Annotated in this window: 12 protein-coding genes and 1 tRNA gene; 3 read left to right on the top strand and 10 right to left on the bottom strand. The window is 64.0% G+C overall.

The genetic code is table 11. From position 1 onward, the window contains the following. Window positions 1-19: 19 nt before the first annotated feature. Window positions 20-937, bottom strand: a complete 918-nt coding sequence (locus tag DK366_RS12330; protein ID WP_157956514.1) for a cupin-like domain-containing protein — start codon at window positions 935-937, stop codon at window positions 20-22. 379 nt (window positions 938-1,316) lie between these two features. Further along, complete coding sequence (locus DK366_RS12325) at window positions 1,317-2,177, bottom strand: hypothetical protein (RefSeq protein ID WP_109125840.1); 861 nt, start codon at window positions 2,175-2,177, stop codon at window positions 1,317-1,319. 167 nt (window positions 2,178-2,344) lie between these two features. Here DK366_RS12325 and DK366_RS12320 point away from each other — a divergent pair, with 167 nt between their 5' ends. Further along, a complete protein-coding gene (locus DK366_RS12320; protein WP_198651529.1) occupies window positions 2,345-3,073 on the top strand; it encodes a DnaJ domain-containing protein in 729 nt (242 codons plus the stop codon). 105 nt (window positions 3,074-3,178) lie between these two features. Here the strand turns inward: DK366_RS12320 and DK366_RS12315 are convergent, their stop codons facing one another. From DK366_RS12315 to tviB, 5 genes are all read right to left on the bottom strand, one after another. Continuing rightward, window positions 3,179-4,579 (bottom strand): TIGR03013 family XrtA/PEP-CTERM system glycosyltransferase, encoded by a 1,401-nt coding sequence (locus DK366_RS12315; RefSeq protein ID WP_232821021.1) that lies wholly within the window; start codon window positions 4,577-4,579, stop codon window positions 3,179-3,181. 302 nt (window positions 4,580-4,881) lie between these two features. Then, window positions 4,882-5,625, bottom strand: coding sequence for a 4'-phosphopantetheinyl transferase superfamily protein (locus tag DK366_RS12310; protein ID WP_157956512.1), 744 nt, complete (start codon window positions 5,623-5,625; stop codon window positions 4,882-4,884). 32 nt (window positions 5,626-5,657) lie between these two features. Beyond that, a complete protein-coding gene (locus DK366_RS12305) occupies window positions 5,658-7,319 on the bottom strand; it encodes a GMC oxidoreductase (RefSeq protein ID WP_109125836.1) in 1,662 nt (553 codons plus the stop codon). A gap of 97 nt (window positions 7,320-7,416) precedes the next feature. Further along, the gene (locus DK366_RS12300; RefSeq protein WP_109125835.1) at window positions 7,417-8,427 is read right to left on the bottom strand and encodes an NAD-dependent epimerase; all 1,011 of its coding nucleotides are present in this window, start codon (window positions 8,425-8,427) and stop codon (window positions 7,417-7,419) included. Between the two features lie 11 nt (window positions 8,428-8,438). Continuing rightward, a complete protein-coding gene (gene tviB / locus DK366_RS12295) occupies window positions 8,439-9,716 on the bottom strand; it encodes a Vi polysaccharide biosynthesis UDP-N-acetylglucosamine C-6 dehydrogenase TviB (RefSeq protein WP_109125834.1) in 1,278 nt (425 codons plus the stop codon). 448 nt (window positions 9,717-10,164) lie between these two features. Here tviB and DK366_RS12290 point away from each other — a divergent pair, with 448 nt between their 5' ends. Beyond that, complete coding sequence (locus DK366_RS12290; RefSeq protein WP_109125833.1) at window positions 10,165-10,881, top strand: tetratricopeptide repeat protein; 717 nt, start codon at window positions 10,165-10,167, stop codon at window positions 10,879-10,881. Between the two features lie 47 nt (window positions 10,882-10,928). Here DK366_RS12290 and DK366_RS12285 read toward each other — a convergent pair whose 3' ends face one another. Further along, entirely contained in the window at window positions 10,929-11,636 is a 708-nt protein-coding gene (locus tag DK366_RS12285) for a DUF2076 family protein (RefSeq protein ID WP_109125832.1), read from the bottom strand. Window positions 11,637-11,921: 285 nt separating this feature from the next. On the opposite strand from DK366_RS12285, the gene rhtA reads away from it, so the two are divergent. Further along, the gene (rhtA, locus tag DK366_RS12280; RefSeq protein WP_109125831.1) at window positions 11,922-12,809 is read left to right on the top strand and encodes a threonine/homoserine exporter RhtA; all 888 of its coding nucleotides are present in this window, start codon (window positions 11,922-11,924) and stop codon (window positions 12,807-12,809) included. A gap of 69 nt (window positions 12,810-12,878) precedes the next feature. Here rhtA and DK366_RS12275 read toward each other — a convergent pair. Together DK366_RS12275 and rnd are read right to left on the bottom strand one after the other, a co-directional pair. After that, window positions 12,879-12,954, bottom strand: a tRNA-Ala gene (locus DK366_RS12275). Between the two features lie 57 nt (window positions 12,955-13,011). After that, window positions 13,012-14,130, bottom strand: coding sequence for a ribonuclease D (gene rnd, locus DK366_RS12270; protein WP_109125830.1), 1,119 nt, complete (start codon window positions 14,128-14,130; stop codon window positions 13,012-13,014). Between the last annotated feature and the right edge of the window lie 57 nt (window positions 14,131-14,187).

Here is a 14,187-nt window from a genome sequence, read left to right as displayed (position 1 = left end):
CGTGTCATTGCGCAATCGATCAAGTGGCAATGGCATAGGCCGCGCTATCGGTGCTGGGGCGCTTGCCGAGCGAGCGACGCAGCCATTCGCGCGAGTTGATGGCAGAGCGGAAGCCCGCGTGGAGAAGCGAGTCGATGACGGGGCGCTGGCCCACCGCCGCCGGTTCGATGCCCCAGGCACGCAGGCGTTCGTGCACGGCGTGGAGCAGGCTGTCGCGACGGGTGGCGTCGGTGTAGTAGGTGAAGCTGATGGTGATGGACGCGTTGTCGCCGTTCTCCACCATGTGCGGGCTGGTGGACGGCATGTAGGCACCTTGCCCGGGTTCGAGATGGAACACGGTGGCGCGCTCACGCAGTTCCTCGGCCCACTGCAGGCGGTCGCGCTCGTGGCAGGCGTGGAAACGGTCGCGTGCTTTCTCGCTGGCTGCCACGGTGTCGCGGTGATCCCACACGTAGATGGTCTTGCGGCCACTCACCTGCAGGATGAAGTTGTGTTCCTTGTCGAAATGGAACGGCGTCACCGTGTTGGGAGAGGTGATGAAGATCCAGCCACCGCGGTAGCACATGCCCGGATCGACGCGGTCGATGGCGGGCTTGATGTCGTTCAACACGTCGTCGACAAGCGTGCGGTAAACCTCGTCGGTCTGCACGTTCAACAGCGACATCCAGGCCCTGGCCTTTTCGATCTGCTCGAGCGTGCTGGCGGCCGACATGCGATTGGGGTGCAGCTTGGGTGCGGTATTGAACGGCGTGCCCGGCGTGGCGTCGTTGCTGTGCGTACGCACGCGACCGCGCGCTTCAAGCCGCTTGCTCAGGTTCATCAGCGCGGGAAGTTTCAGGAGCGGGTGACTCATGAGCCCGTGGCGAACACCCTGGATGCGCCACGGGTCAAAGTGATCCCAGTCCACCTCGATGAGACGGCCAGCTTCGGCGTTCATGGTTTCATCCCCCTGAACAAGCGTGGTTCGCATGGCAGCGACGTCTTATCCGTCCGGTGGCCGACGATCGCTGTTTCAGCAGCGCGAGTCGTCGCCGACCCGTTCGCGTCTTGATGGCGCCATCCCCCGGAGCCGCGTTCCAATGGGTTGCCGTGCAACCTCGGTGATACATCGGAACGTGGTTAGTCTCCGTCTCGGCCGTTTTTGTGTGAATACGCCCTAAGCAGCAGAAAGCCGCAACGAATTACGTGCGGCAGCGCCGACGAAATAGGCTGTTAGGGGTAGCTGCGGCGCGCTGTCATGACAGCCAGTCGCAGGGCGCGGGGACGCGCCGGGAAAAGTGATACAGGGATGTAACAGGTGCGCGATGCGCGCGCCGTCAGGGCGCCTGGAAAGCGAACAGCCAGAGGATGGCGCCCTGCGCGGGCGTGCCGTTCCATGTCACTGAATAAGTGCCGGCCTGCGACACTTCCTTGATGGCCACGGCGCATTGCACGCCACTGTTCGGCGGCAGCTGCAGGTAGCTGTCGATCACCTTGAAGCCATCGCCGGGAACAGCGGACATGGAGTAGATATAGGCATCGCCCAGCCATACCGCCACCAGGGTTGCCGGACCGGTGGTGGTCACGGTGCCGCTGGTAAGCAGCGTGCTCGTGCTGTCCGGGCTGCCCACCATGCCTTGCCACGCGCGTGCCAGCTTGTTGGCGGCGCGCGCCGCCACGCCAGGCGTGGGGTAGTTCTGCGCGACATCCTGCAGTTTGCCGGCGTGTGCAATTTCGATGAATGGTATGGAGATTTCGCCATTCGGCGAGCCTGCTTTCACCACCTGCACGGTGTGATGCTTGCCGCCGCGCGCGCCGATCGCAATATAGGCACGCGCATTGAATCGCCCGTCGTAGCCGTTGTAGACCACGGGTTCGCCCACGCGTTTCCATGTGTTGGCGAAGCTGTCGGTGGGTTCGGCGTCGTTGTCGGCATGGCCGGCAACAAGCACGAGCAGCGAACTTCCGGTGTCCTGCGTGTGCATCGACGAAGTCACGGCCGGCGAGCTGCCGTCACCTTCCGATTGGGTAAGAAGGGTATGCGAACCAAGCGTGGGTGGTGTCTGCTGCATAGCCGGCACGACGTCGAAGATGGAGGCGGCCGCGCAGGCGGGCAGGGCGAAGGCAAGCAGCGCGGCAAGCGGCATAAGTCGCGAGGCTGGGTTGCGGCAAGTGGGCAAGGAGAAACCGAGGCGCATGGGTGCATTCTCCTGTCGCATTGGCGCGATATTGTGATTCGGGTTGGGTCGTGTCAAGCTCGTTTGGACCGCCAAATGGACGGCCAAACGATGTAGCACTCTCCGCTGGCGAGGCGTTCGTGCCGACCTGGCGCCGTAAAGGTTCGACGTCATGGTTGGGGGCGGTGGTGGCGCACGAAACCGATTTTCTCGATCTCTACCGGCGGCTCGGGCTGAATCCCGGATGCGGCCTGGAAGAGCTCAAGCAGGCGTACCGGCGCCATGTCGCCGCGCTGCATCCTGACCGCCAGCAGGGGCGTCCCGTGGATGTGCGTGCGGCGTCCCGCTTGCAGCGACTCACCGCACAGTACGGCGCCGCGATGGATTTTCACCGACGCTACGGACGCCTTCCTGGTGCGCCGAATACGGGGTCGGCTGCCGTGCCTTCCGAGGGGCGTGCCATGTCTGACGTGGTGCGCGAAATGCCCGATCCGTTTGCCTCCCGACGCGGCAGCACCAGCAGTAACTATCAGTCACAGGCGGGCAGTACGGAAGCCGCTGGATCGTCTCGCTCGCACGGGCGATTGGCCGTTGTGCTGGTCATCTTGGCGCTGGGCACGCTCGGCTGGGCCTGGCATGCGGCTTCGTTGTCGTCATTGGCCACATCCGACGAAGGCGACGTCTCCGCGCAGGCCGGCACAGGCAGCGTGTCACACGAGGCGACGGCCGATCCGGTGATGCTGCATGCGGGCATGTCGCCCGACGACGTGCGCGCCGTGGAAGGCGAGCCGCTGGCCGTGCATGGCGAACTCTGGGAGTACGGTCCGTCGTGGATTCGCTTCGACCACGATGAGGTGGTGGAGTGGCACAGCTCACCATTGCGGCCGCTGCATACCGAGGCACGATCTGCGCGTTGATGCACGACTGCACCGGTCGCCAGGCGGCTGCCGCTGGTTGCCTGAAGGTAGGTCAGGCTACCGCGCGCGCTTCCACCACCCGGCGGCCGGTGCAGTCAGTGTCTCTTAGCGTGCGCCGCGTCCGAACAACACCACTTCCACGGTCTGGATAAGAATCAGCATGTCCAGCATGAGGTTGTGGTTTTTCACGTAGAACAGGTCGTACTTGAGCTTTTCGGCGGCTTCCTCGACGGTGGCGCCGTAGGGGTAGCTCAGCTGCGCCCAGCCGGCGAGCCCCGGTTTCAGGGAGTGTCGCAGGCTGTAGTAGCGGATCTGCGTTGCCAGGTCGGCGACGAACTGGGGACGCTCGGGCCGGGGCCCCACGATGCTCATGTCGCCCTTCAGCACGTTCCACAGTTGCGGCAACTCGTCGATGCGCAGCTTGCGGCTGATGCGGCCGACGCGCGTCACGCGATCGTCGTTCTTCGACGCCCAGCGCGCCACGCCATCGCGTTCGGCATCGGTACGCATGCTGCGGAATTTCATCAGCTGGAAAGTGGCGCCATGCGCGCCAACGCGTTCCTGCCGATAGAGGATGGGTTGGCCGATGCCCGACTCGATGGTGATGGCAAGTGCTTCCAGCAGCATCAGCGGCCAGCACAGCACCAGCAGCAGTGATGCCGCGCCGATATCGAAGCAGCGCTTGCTGAGCTGGCGCAGCGGTGTGCCGTTGAAACCGCCGGAGAACACCAGCCATGACGGGTCCAGGAAGGTGATCTGCAGGCGGCCGGACTCGCGCTCGAAGAACGAGGTGAGGTCGGTGATGGTAATGCCGATCTGGCGGCATTCGAGCAGGTCATCCATGGGCAGGTGGCCGCGACGGTCGTCCACGCCCACCACCACTTCGTCAATCTGTTCGCGCTGCACCAGCGCGTGCAAGGGCAGCATGGTGCGGATCAGGTGTTCTTCGGGCACCGCTATTGTTTCGTTCGCGTGCGGTATGTAGCCCACCACGCAGAAGCCGCGACGGTCGGTGCGGCGACGCATCTGGTTGTGGATCTGCGCCGCGCGGTTGCCGGCGCCAAGTATCAGTACGCGGCGCTTCAGCGCCTCCACTTCCACCAGCTGGAGGAACAGCATGCGCAGGCCGAGCACCAGCAGGAAGCCGATGATCAGTGCGATGGCCAGCACGCCTCGGCCGACATAGGCCTGCGGTACCACGTAGTAACCGACCACCAGCAGGATGCCGCCGAGCACGAATGCCACGAACTGGCGTGCCACTAGCCCGAAACGCGTCATGCGGATATGTGCCTGGTACTGCCCGAGTGCCACCATGCCGATGATGATGATGACGGCGAAAACCAGCGAGCGCTCGGGCAGGTGCACCGTGAACTCGGCGAGTTCGTCCGGGCTGCGACCGTAGCGGATATAGGTGGCAAGGGTGAGCGACATCGCCAGCAACAGCAGCTCGCAGAAGCCGAGCAGTGCTAGCCAACGCATGGATTGCCGGCGCAGAAAACGTAGCATCCGATCCCCCTACTTCCCCAAGATGAGGCCATGTCCCATGGCGTAAATGAGGCTATCGCGCGTGCTCCGTGTGTGTCGATGCTACTTACGGAAGACCGGCGGCACAGCCTGTTCGGCTGTCTCAGGGGTGTTACATCTGGCCATGTGCGCAGGTGGAAAGGGCGATCGATGTAACCGTAAAAACGACGCGCGCGGAGGACTGTTCCAGATCGGGTCTGGACGTCCATTTGCGTGAAGTTATCGGTCGCCTTTTCGGGCAGCGATACGCGATGGGCGACGGAGGGACGACGCCGGGAAGGCGCTCAGACGTGGTGGAACGTATGGCCGGCCACGTCCTCGGAAAGTGCCACCGCGCCCAGCCAGCCCACCGGCATGGTGAGCGGGTGTACACGACAGGGCGGCTTGCATGCGGCGTCGGGCGGTGCGGCGACAGGCACGCCAACCGCGGCCTGGATGCTTGCCGGCGCCACGCGAAGACCCACGCCAAACGCCTTGAGCAGGGCTTCCTTGCGGGTCCACAGCTCAAGCAATGCACGCGTACGCGCTTCGCCATCGAGCAGGGATATGGCCGTCGTTTCGCCGGCCGTGCAGAGCACGCCGGCGATGTCCTGCAGGTTCGTCCGCGCGGGGAATCCTTCGATATCCACGCCAACGGCGGCACCGCGCGCCATGGCAATGGCGACCATGGTTCCGCTGTGGCTGAGGCTGGTGGACATGCCCGTGCCAGGCAGTTGGGGTTGCCCTTCGGGCGAACGCGAGAAGGCGATCTGCGCCGGATCGGCGTGCAACGCCAGGCCAAGCGATACACGCCAGAAGGCATGGGCGATGACATAGGTGTCATGGTCCAGCGCGTGACGGAAGCGTGCTGCCCGGCTTGTCTCCGACGACGACAACATGGAGGCTGCTTCATGCCGCAAGGGCCACCACGGCGCGCTGTCGAACACGATCACGCGGGCTTCGTTACCCGTGGGTGGGATGAATCCACAGGCCCGCAATGCCGCAGCCGCACGGTGGGTAAAGCGGGATGAATTCGCTTGCGTCAGCATGGCCGCGTGCATTCCGTCGCCTCGCGCAGGGGTCAGAGAAAACCGGCCGTCAGCAACATGCGCAGCTCATCGGCCAGGCGCAGGCTGAGGGCCACGATGGTGAAGGTCGGGAACGCCCAGCCGCCCGTGGGGAAGACCGAGCTGCCCGCAATGTGCAGGTTGTCCATGCCGTGCACGCGGCAATCCCGGTCGACCACGCCCTTGGTGGGATCGTCGGACATGCGCGTGGTGCCGATGTGGTGCGCCGTGCCGTGGATTTCCGGCTTGCGGCTTTCATCGGCCAGCCAGGGCGAAAGCTCGAAGCGGCCTTGGCACGAGCGCGCGAGCTCGTCGCCGAACAGCTTGGCTGACGTGCGGTAGGTGTGATGGTCCAGCGGCGTCAGGCGCCAGTCGACGCACACCTTGCGCTGGCCGAAGAAGATGTCGGTTTCGTCGCTCAGGGTGACGCGGCTTTCCGGATTGGGTGCCTGCTCGAAATAGCCGACCAGCTCGACGTGGCTGTTCTTCACGGCGGGCCGGTCGGCCAGCTTGTGCACGAATGCCTTGGCGATATCGCCCATGCCGAGGCCAAGCTTCAGGGCGGTAAGGCTGATGCTGCTCGGCGCGGCGATCACTTCGCCGGCAGGTGCATTGCGCAGGGCTTCGGACAGCCGCGCTTCCAGCAGCGCGTTTTCGTCCTGAACGGTCTTGCGCATGGCCGTGCGCAATTCGCGCAAGGCCCGGATGCCGCGTGGCAGCGGCGCCTCCACGCCAAAAGGATGGACGCGGCCGTTGAGGATGCGCTGCGAGCGCTGGTATTCGTGCGACAGCGCGATCTCCGGAAACGACGATGGGGCATTTTTCCCGCGAAGGCGCTCGTACGGTCGCGTGACGCGATCGGAGTCGTCGGAGGTCAGCGTGCCCAGCGTGCCGCTGGGATGGTCCATGAAATAGCGGCCGACCACATCGTGCGCGTTGCCGAGGCCACCGGGGACGACCGAATCCGACAGCAGCATCAGGCGGGCATTCTCGATGCCACCGGAGGCAAGCACGTAGTGGCGCGCATGGACCTTGTTGCGATGGCCGCCCAGCGAGCCAATAGTGGCCTCCTGTACGTGGACGCCGTCGGAGGTCGGCGCCAGTTCCAGCAGGTTGGCGTGCAGCAGCACCTTGACGTTGGGAGCCCTGTCCAGCGCGTCGCGATAGGCCTCGCCAAACAGGATGCCGCAACGCGCGAACAGCGGGTTGATCAGCTTGTCCTCGTCGAATGGCAGCACGCCGCGTGCGGTGGGCGCAGTAAATGTGCCTTCGGTGAAGTCGATGTCGCCGAGCTGGCAGAACGAGCGGGCGCGTCCGTAGTAGGGCTCAAGGTCGGCGTAGCCGATGGGCCAGCCGCTGTCGGGTACCCAGTCGCGCGGCGTGAGGTCATCCGTGCTGAGCGGGATGCAGCCGCCGCCCCACAGATTGCAGCTGCCGCCGAACACGCGCATCCGCGAGGTGCCGGGATCGAAATCCACGTGGCCGCTGGAGCTGCCTTCGTACAGCCTCTGGTTGCGCTCTTCACCTGACAGGCCACCGCTTTCCAGCAGGCAGACCCGGATGGACGTGCCGATGAAGCTGTGCGCGATGGCGATGCCCGCGGCGCCTGCGCCGACGATGCACAGATCTACCTCCACATCCTCGGGATGCGTGCCATTCAAGTAGTCGATGATCACACCAACCCCCTAGGGATCCACGTTGTTGACTGTTATTCGTGGATCCGGTCTGTGGCGTATCGCGCAGTCATTCCGGACTGGTGGCGGCCTTAGTCGATCACACGCGGTAGTACTCGCGATACCAGCGTACAAAGTTGGCCACGCCCGTTTCTACCGAGACCTGAGGCCTATAGCCAACGGTCTGTATCAGGTCCGTTACATCGGCTTCCGTGTCCGGCACGTCGCCCGGCTGCAGCGGAAGCATCTCCATGATGGCCTTGCGTCCCAGGCACGATTCGAGCACTTCGATGTACTGGAGCAGCTCCACCGGACGTTCGTTGCCGATGTTGAACAGGCGATACGGCGCTACGCCGCTTGTTGCCGGATCGGGTTGATTGCTGTCCCAGCGCTCGTCGATGGGTGGCACCTTGTCGAGCGTGCGGATCACGCCTTCGACGATGTCGTCCACATAAGTGAAGCTTCGCTTGTGCTTGCCGTGGTTGAACACGCGTATCGGCTCGCCCGCAAGAATGGCGCGCGTGAAAAGAAACAGCGCCATGTCGGGGCGGCCCCACGGGCCATATACGGTGAAGAAGCGCAGCCCCGTGCACGGAATGCCGTACAGGTGCGCGTAGCTGTGCGCCATCTGTTCGTTGGCTTTCTTGGTTGCGGCATAAAGCGTCAACGGATGTTCGGCGGATTTGTGCTCAGAGAACGGCATGGCCGTGTTGGCACCGTATACCGAGCTGGTTGAGGCGAACACCAGGTGCTCCACGCCGTGGTGGCGGCAGCCTTCCAGCACGTGCAGGAAACCTGTCACGTTGCTGCTGGTATACACATGCGGATTCTGTGCGGCGTAGCGTACGCCAGCCTGCGCAGCGAGATGCACGACGCGCTGCGGCCGGTGTTCCGAGAAGGCCTTTTCCATCGCCGCACGGTCAGCCAGATCGGCCTGGATATGCGTATAGCCGGGCTTGTCAGTAAGACGCGCAAGGCGCGCCTTCTTCAATGTGACGTCGTAGTAGTCGTTGAGGTTGTCCAGCCCCACCACTTCGTCGCCGCGTTCGAGCAAACGCTGGGCGACGTGGGAACCGATGAAACCCGCCGTACCTGTAACCAGCACTTTCATGGCACGTTCCTTCAGAGTCGACCGTCGACCGCTTCGCGCGGCAACACATATTTGACGTCGTAAACCACCGACGAGGGTTTGCCGAATGCGCGGATGCCATCGGCGCCAAGCGCTGCGAACTGGCGATGACCCACGGCAATGATCACGGCGTCGTACTCGCCGTTGTTCGGCTCGCCGATGGGCGTCAGTGCGTATTCGTGTTCGGCTTCGGCGTGATCTACCCACGGGTCATGCACGTCGACCTGGGCGTTGTATCCGCGCAGCGCCTGCACGATGTCGACCACGCGCGTGTTGCGAAGGTCGGGGCAGTTTTCCTTGAACGCCAGGCCGAGCACGAGCACGCGCGCCTTCACCGGATTGATGCCCTTGCGCACCATCAGCCGGATGACTTCGCTGGCCACGTACGGCCCCATGCTGTCGTTGGTGCGGCGGCCCGCAAGAATCACGTCCGGGTGGTGGCCGACTTCCTGCGCCTTGTGCGTGAGGTAATAGGGGTCCACGCTGATGCAGTGGCCGCCGACCAGGCCGGGACGGAACGGCAGGAAATTCCATTTGGTGCCGGCCGCCTGCAACACTTCAAGCGTGTCGATGCCCAGCTTGTTGAACAGGATGGACAGGTCGTTTACCAGCGCAATGTTGAGATCGCGCTGCGTGTTCTCGATGACCTTGGCCGCCTCGGCCACTTTCAGCGAGCTGGCCCGGTGCGTGCCTGCGGTGATGATCGAGCCATAAAGACGGTCCACAAAGTCTGCCGTTTCCGGCGTGGAGCCGGAGGTAACCTTGAGGATGCTGGTGACCCGATGCTGCTTGTCGCCGGGGTTGATGCGCTCGGGGCTGTAGCCGGCGAAGAAGTCCTTGTTGAAGGTGAGGCCCGAACCTTTCTCCAGCAGCGGCACGCAGACTTCTTCCGTGCACCCCGGATACACCGTCGACTCGTACACCACGATGTCGCCGCGCTTGAGTACCTTGGCCAGCGTTTCGCTGGCGCGAATCAGTGGCGTCAGGTCGGGGCGCTTGGCCGAGTCGATGGGTGTGGGCACGGTGACGATATAGACGTTACGGTCGGCCAGGTCCGAAAGCTGCGAACCGAAGCGAAGTCGCCTGGCCTCGGCAAGTTCGTCCTTGCTCACTTCCAGCGTGTGGTCGACGCCCGAGGCGAGGTCGTCAATGCGACGCTGGTTGATGTCGAAGCCAATCGTGTCGTAGTGCTTGCCGAATTCAACGGCGAGCGGCAGTCCAACGTAGCCGAGTCCAATAATGGCGAGCTTGGTATCTTCCAGATTCTGCATGCCGTTCTTCCGCTGTCTGATGGCGAGGCGTGGATTCGACCCGCAGGGTATCCGATGGATACCTGATGGAGAACGAACGAGCATGCCCCTGATGAGCGCGCGTGTGCTGCGATGCACATCCGCAAACTCGCGTGCGCGGGAAAAGGCTAGCAGGGTCTTGCGGTTTTTCCGCTAGGCCAGAGGATGCTTGTCGGATGGCGTATGCCAGGGTTGTGACGGTTGCCCCGACACGCATCCGAGCCACGCTGGTCATGGATGGGTCCCCATACCCGCGACCATCTGCCGAACCGAGGCGAATCGCACTTTTTGCAATGCGTCAGGGAATGACATGCTTTTCTGATACGGTCGGTGTGTTGGCGTGCTGGTGAGGCCTGGGCAGTGATTTCTTTCGCCTGCCTTGTCCGGTGACCGCCAACGCTGGATGGCGACCGTTGGTGTGATCGTGGCTATGGCACAAACAGTGAAAGAGCGGGACGAATTTCCGCAGCTGCTGAGGTTTGATCCCTCGCGCGCCTTCGCGATGCTGCGCGTGCAGGCGCTGGCCGGCGACCGTGCCTCGCAACTCGCGCTGGGGCAGATGCATCTTGCGGGCATTGGTTGCGAGCGCGATGGCGTCGAGGCGCGCCACTGGTTCCAGCGGGCGGCCCACCAGGGCGACGCCATGGCCATGAACATGCTCGGCCGTTGCCTGGAGCAAGGCTGGGGCGGCGAGCCAGACCCTGAGCTCGCGGCGGTCTGGTACCGGGAGTCTGCCGATCATGGCTGTGACTGGGGCATGTTCCACTACGGGCACATGCTGGCTGATGGCCGCGGTGTGAAGGTGGATCGCACCAATGCGTTCCATTGGTTCACCCAGGCAGCCAACGCAGGCCATGGACGTGCCATGCATGTCCTGGGGGAGTACTACGAAAACGGTTGGGAAACGGCGGCTGACGCGCAGCGTGCTGGCGAGCTGTACCGCCGTTCGGCGGAGAAAGGCGATTACCGTGGCCAGTGCAGCTGGGCGTCGGTACTGACAGGGCAGGGACGCATCGACGAGGCTTGCGATGTGTTGCGTCGCGTATTGGCCGGTGCGCCCACGCACTTCGTGGAATCGCTGCGCGAGGATCTGCGACGCTCGGGTCACGCCCAGTTGCGCGACCTGGCACTGGCTGCCGGGGAGTAAAGACGCACCCACGCGAGGTGGGTGCGCCGTGTCTGGCTCAGGGCGGGTTATGCCCAGCCGTTATCGTCGAAGCCGCCGTCGTTGCTGTCGTCGAAGTCATTCGACGGCGAGAAATCGTTGGAGGCAAAATCGTCGCGGTTGCGGTTGTCGTCGAAGTTCCGGTTCTCGTCGAAGCGATCGCGGCCGTCGTCGTTGTACGTATTGTTCTCCGTGATGTTCTCGATCACGGGGGGCTGGCCGCCGCCACCGAAGAACCCGCCGCCGCCGTGATGGCCGCCCAGCAGGTGCGCGATGCCAACGAACAGGATCATGCCGCCCGCCACGCCGGCAGCCGTGGTGGCTGCCTGCGACAGAAAGCTGGGGGCAACCGCTGGCGCGGCCTGTGCCGGAGCCCCGCCGAACAGGCGATCACGCCAGCTCGGGGCGGTCTGTTGCGGCATGGGTTGTTGGGGCATGGCTTGCTGCGGCGGTACCGGCGGAGGCACGGCGCCCCAGGCGGACTGCTGGCCACCGAGGAAACTGCCACCGCCCTGTTGGTTGGCCACTTGAGCCTGCAATTGCGCAATCTGTGCCTTGGCACCTTCAAGCGCCTGCTGCTGAAGCAGGCTGCGTTGCACGAGCAGATAAAGCGCATCCGGCTGCATGGACAGCCGCTGGTGAATCAGTGCATCGGCTTGCGGGTCTTTCGCCACACTGCCAGCGGCGGCAAGGCGCTGGAGAAAATCATCGAGTAGTTGCTGTTCCTGCGGTGTCATGACAAACGAATCTCCGTGGACGACGAGTGGCGATCACTGTGGCAGCCGTTTTCTCCGGCGCTCAGTGCCGGAAGTGTGACCTTCACGGGTGACATCAAGGGGCATGCCGCTGTCGTTTTCCTTGCAGTCAGCGATAGCGCAAACTCTTTCGACGTGTGTGGCGTGTGCCTCGACAGCATCTGCTGACGGAAGGTGTCAGCAGCGCGCTTTGCGCCTGGTCGGAAGCGATAGGTTTCGCAAGCTTCTGCAGGCATCATGGAAAGACGTTCCGCCGCGACTTTCTCCATGTCCCCACGTTCTTCCATTGGCCCGGTCACGCTGGCGATCGGCGTGCTGCTGATCAGCATGGTGTCCTACCAGTGCGGCGCATCCCTCGCCAAGCACCTGTTTCCCGCCGTGGGCGCGCAGGGTGCAACAGCGTACCGACTGGGTTTGAGTGCGCTGATTCTGCTGCTGTGGCGTCGCCCCTGGCGTCGACTGGGGCAACAACCCAACTGGCGCGCGCTGTGGGCCTACGGCTTGTCGATGGGTGCGATGAACCTGGTGTTCTACATGTCGTTGCGCACCATTCCGCTGGGCATCGCCGTAGCGCTCGAGTTCACCGGGCCGCTGGCGCTGGCGCTGTTCGGTTCACGGCGCCTGCTGGATTTCCTGTGGATCGCCCTGGTCGTGGTCGGACTGGCACTGCTGCTGCCCTTGCATGGCGAAGTGCATTCGCTCGACCCGGTCGGTGTGATGTACGCGCTTGCCGCAGGCCTGGGTTGGGCGCTGTACATCGTGTTCGGCAAGAAGGCCGGCGATGCGCATGGCGCCGATGCCGTGACATGGGGCACGTCGATGGGCGCCTTGCTGGTGATTCCTTTCGGCGTCGCCCATGCAGGCAGTGCATTGCTGTCCACGTCTCTGTTGCCCTATGCACTGGGCGTGGCGCTGCTGAGTTCCGCGTTGCCGTATTCGCTGGAGATGATCGCGCTCACGCGCTTGCCGGCACGCACCTTCAGCACGCTGCTCAGCCTGGAGCCGGCCATTGCCGCCGTGGCGGGCGTGGTGCTCTTGAGCGAGCAGCTGACCACGCTTCAATGGCTGGCCATCGTGGCCATCATCGTGGCGGCGGCCGGAACGGCCTTGAGCGTGCAGCGACCTTCCGTGGTCGAGCCGCCACTGGCCAACTGATCGGCGAAAGCCCAAAAACAAAACAGCGCTCGATGCCGGGGCATGAGCGCTGTCTTGTTTCAAGAACTTTGGTGGAGCCAGGGAGGAGCGAACTCCCGACCTCGTCATTGCGAACGACGCGCTCTCCCAGCTGAGCTATGGCCCCACACGAGCCAACGATGTTACCAGCGACTTCCCGCGTTCGCCAAGCCCCCGCCGGTCTTCAGGGCAGCAGCTTGCTCAAGGGTTCCGCGAGGATGGCGCGACGCCAGCCTTCCAGGAATTCCGGCCACTGGGCCGTCACCACGTATTCTTCCAGCACTTTGCGAGGGCACAGCAGGCCGGGCGGAAGGTCGAGCTCGGTGGCCTGCTTGTCGACGCAATCCTTCATGGCGGCCAGGGCGCGTTTTGCTTCGCCTTGTGGTGCTTCGGGAATGGTATCGGTGCCGGCGATTTCGTCGGCATCCACCGCGCGCTGCAGAACGTCGAGCAATTCAACGCGTTGCGGGGAACGCAGCGCGCGCTGGCCACGCGTGCGGGCGTCGAGTTCGCCGGCAGAGCGCGGAGGCTGCTGCACCAGACTCATGACGGCCGCATCTTCCAGCAGCCACGGGCGAGGGCGATCGAGCGTGCGCGCCGACTGGTCGCGCCACAACAGCACGCGACGGAGCAGGGCGCGCTGTTCGGGACGCCAATCGGACGCACTGCGGAACGTGCGTTGCGGTTGCGCATCGCCCCCGCGATAGCACGCACGCTGCTTGAGTCGTTCGCAATCTTCGGCATGCCAGGCGGCGCGGTCGCGCTGCGCGAGTCGCTCCGCCAGTTGCTCGTGCACGGTCTTGAGGTACACCACATCCAGCGTGGCGTATGCACGTTGCGACTCGGTCAACGGGCGCTGCAGCCAATCCGATCGCGTTTCGCCCTTGTCGAGTTCCGCGCCAGCCAATTCGGCCACCAGTGCGCGATAGCTGATGCCCAGGCCCATGCCGACGAAAGCGGCGGCAATCTGGGTATCAAACAACGTGCGGGGGCCATGCGGCAAAAACGGCGAGAGCGCTTCGAGGACTTCGCTGGCGCTGTGCATCACCGTGACCGCATCGCCTTGCCCGATCAGCGGCTGCAGCGCGTCGCCGATGTCGAAGGCGACGGGGTCGACCAAGGCGTACTGTCCGTTCCAGCCCAGCTGGACCAGCGCAAGCTGGGGATAGAACGTGTTCCGGCGCATGAATTCCGTATCGAAACCCAGCGCGGCATCGCCCGGCAGCGTGGCAAGCCAGGCGTGCAGGTCGTCACGGTGCTGGATCCAGGCAGCGTGGGGCGCGAGGGTGGTTTCTTCTTGCATGCGTCTTCCCGTCGACACAGGACACGCATCTGCGCATTGTCCTGACATCGGTTTGTG

The organism is Dyella sp. C11, from assembly GCF_003121485.1.
In the GTDB taxonomy this organism is placed as follows: Bacteria; Pseudomonadota; Gammaproteobacteria; order Xanthomonadales; family Rhodanobacteraceae; genus Dyella.
The sequence above is the reverse complement of the archived record's forward strand: the minus strand, read 5'-3'. Positions and strand labels throughout refer to the sequence as shown.

Excerpts from the sequence above, each read along its gene's own strand:
- DK366_RS12310 (WP_157956512.1), bottom strand. The coding sequence starts at position 5,625 with ATGCTGACGCAAGCGAATTCATCCCGCTTTACCCACCGTGCGGCTGCG.
- DK366_RS12285 (WP_109125832.1), bottom strand. The coding sequence starts at position 11,636 with ATGACACCGCAGGAACAGCAACTACTCGATGATTTTCTCCAGCGCCTT.
- rhtA (WP_109125831.1), top strand. The coding sequence starts at position 11,922 with ATGTCCCCACGTTCTTCCATTGGCCCGGTCACGCTGGCGATCGGCGTG.
- DK366_RS12315 (WP_232821021.1), bottom strand. The coding sequence starts at position 4,579 with ATGCTACGTTTTCTGCGCCGGCAATCCATGCGTTGGCTAGCACTGCTC.
- DK366_RS12325 (WP_109125840.1), bottom strand. The coding sequence starts at position 2,177 with ATGCGCCTCGGTTTCTCCTTGCCCACTTGCCGCAACCCAGCCTCGCGA.
- rnd (WP_109125830.1), bottom strand. The coding sequence starts at position 14,130 with ATGCAAGAAGAAACCACCCTCGCGCCCCACGCTGCCTGGATCCAGCAC.
- DK366_RS12290 (WP_109125833.1), top strand. The coding sequence starts at position 10,165 with ATGGCACAAACAGTGAAAGAGCGGGACGAATTTCCGCAGCTGCTGAGG.
- DK366_RS12330 (WP_157956514.1), bottom strand. The coding sequence starts at position 937 with ATGAACGCCGAAGCTGGCCGTCTCATCGAGGTGGACTGGGATCACTTT.
- DK366_RS12300 (WP_109125835.1), bottom strand. The coding sequence starts at position 8,427 with ATGAAAGTGCTGGTTACAGGTACGGCGGGTTTCATCGGTTCCCACGTC.
- tviB (WP_109125834.1), bottom strand. The coding sequence starts at position 9,716 with ATGCAGAATCTGGAAGATACCAAGCTCGCCATTATTGGACTCGGCTAC.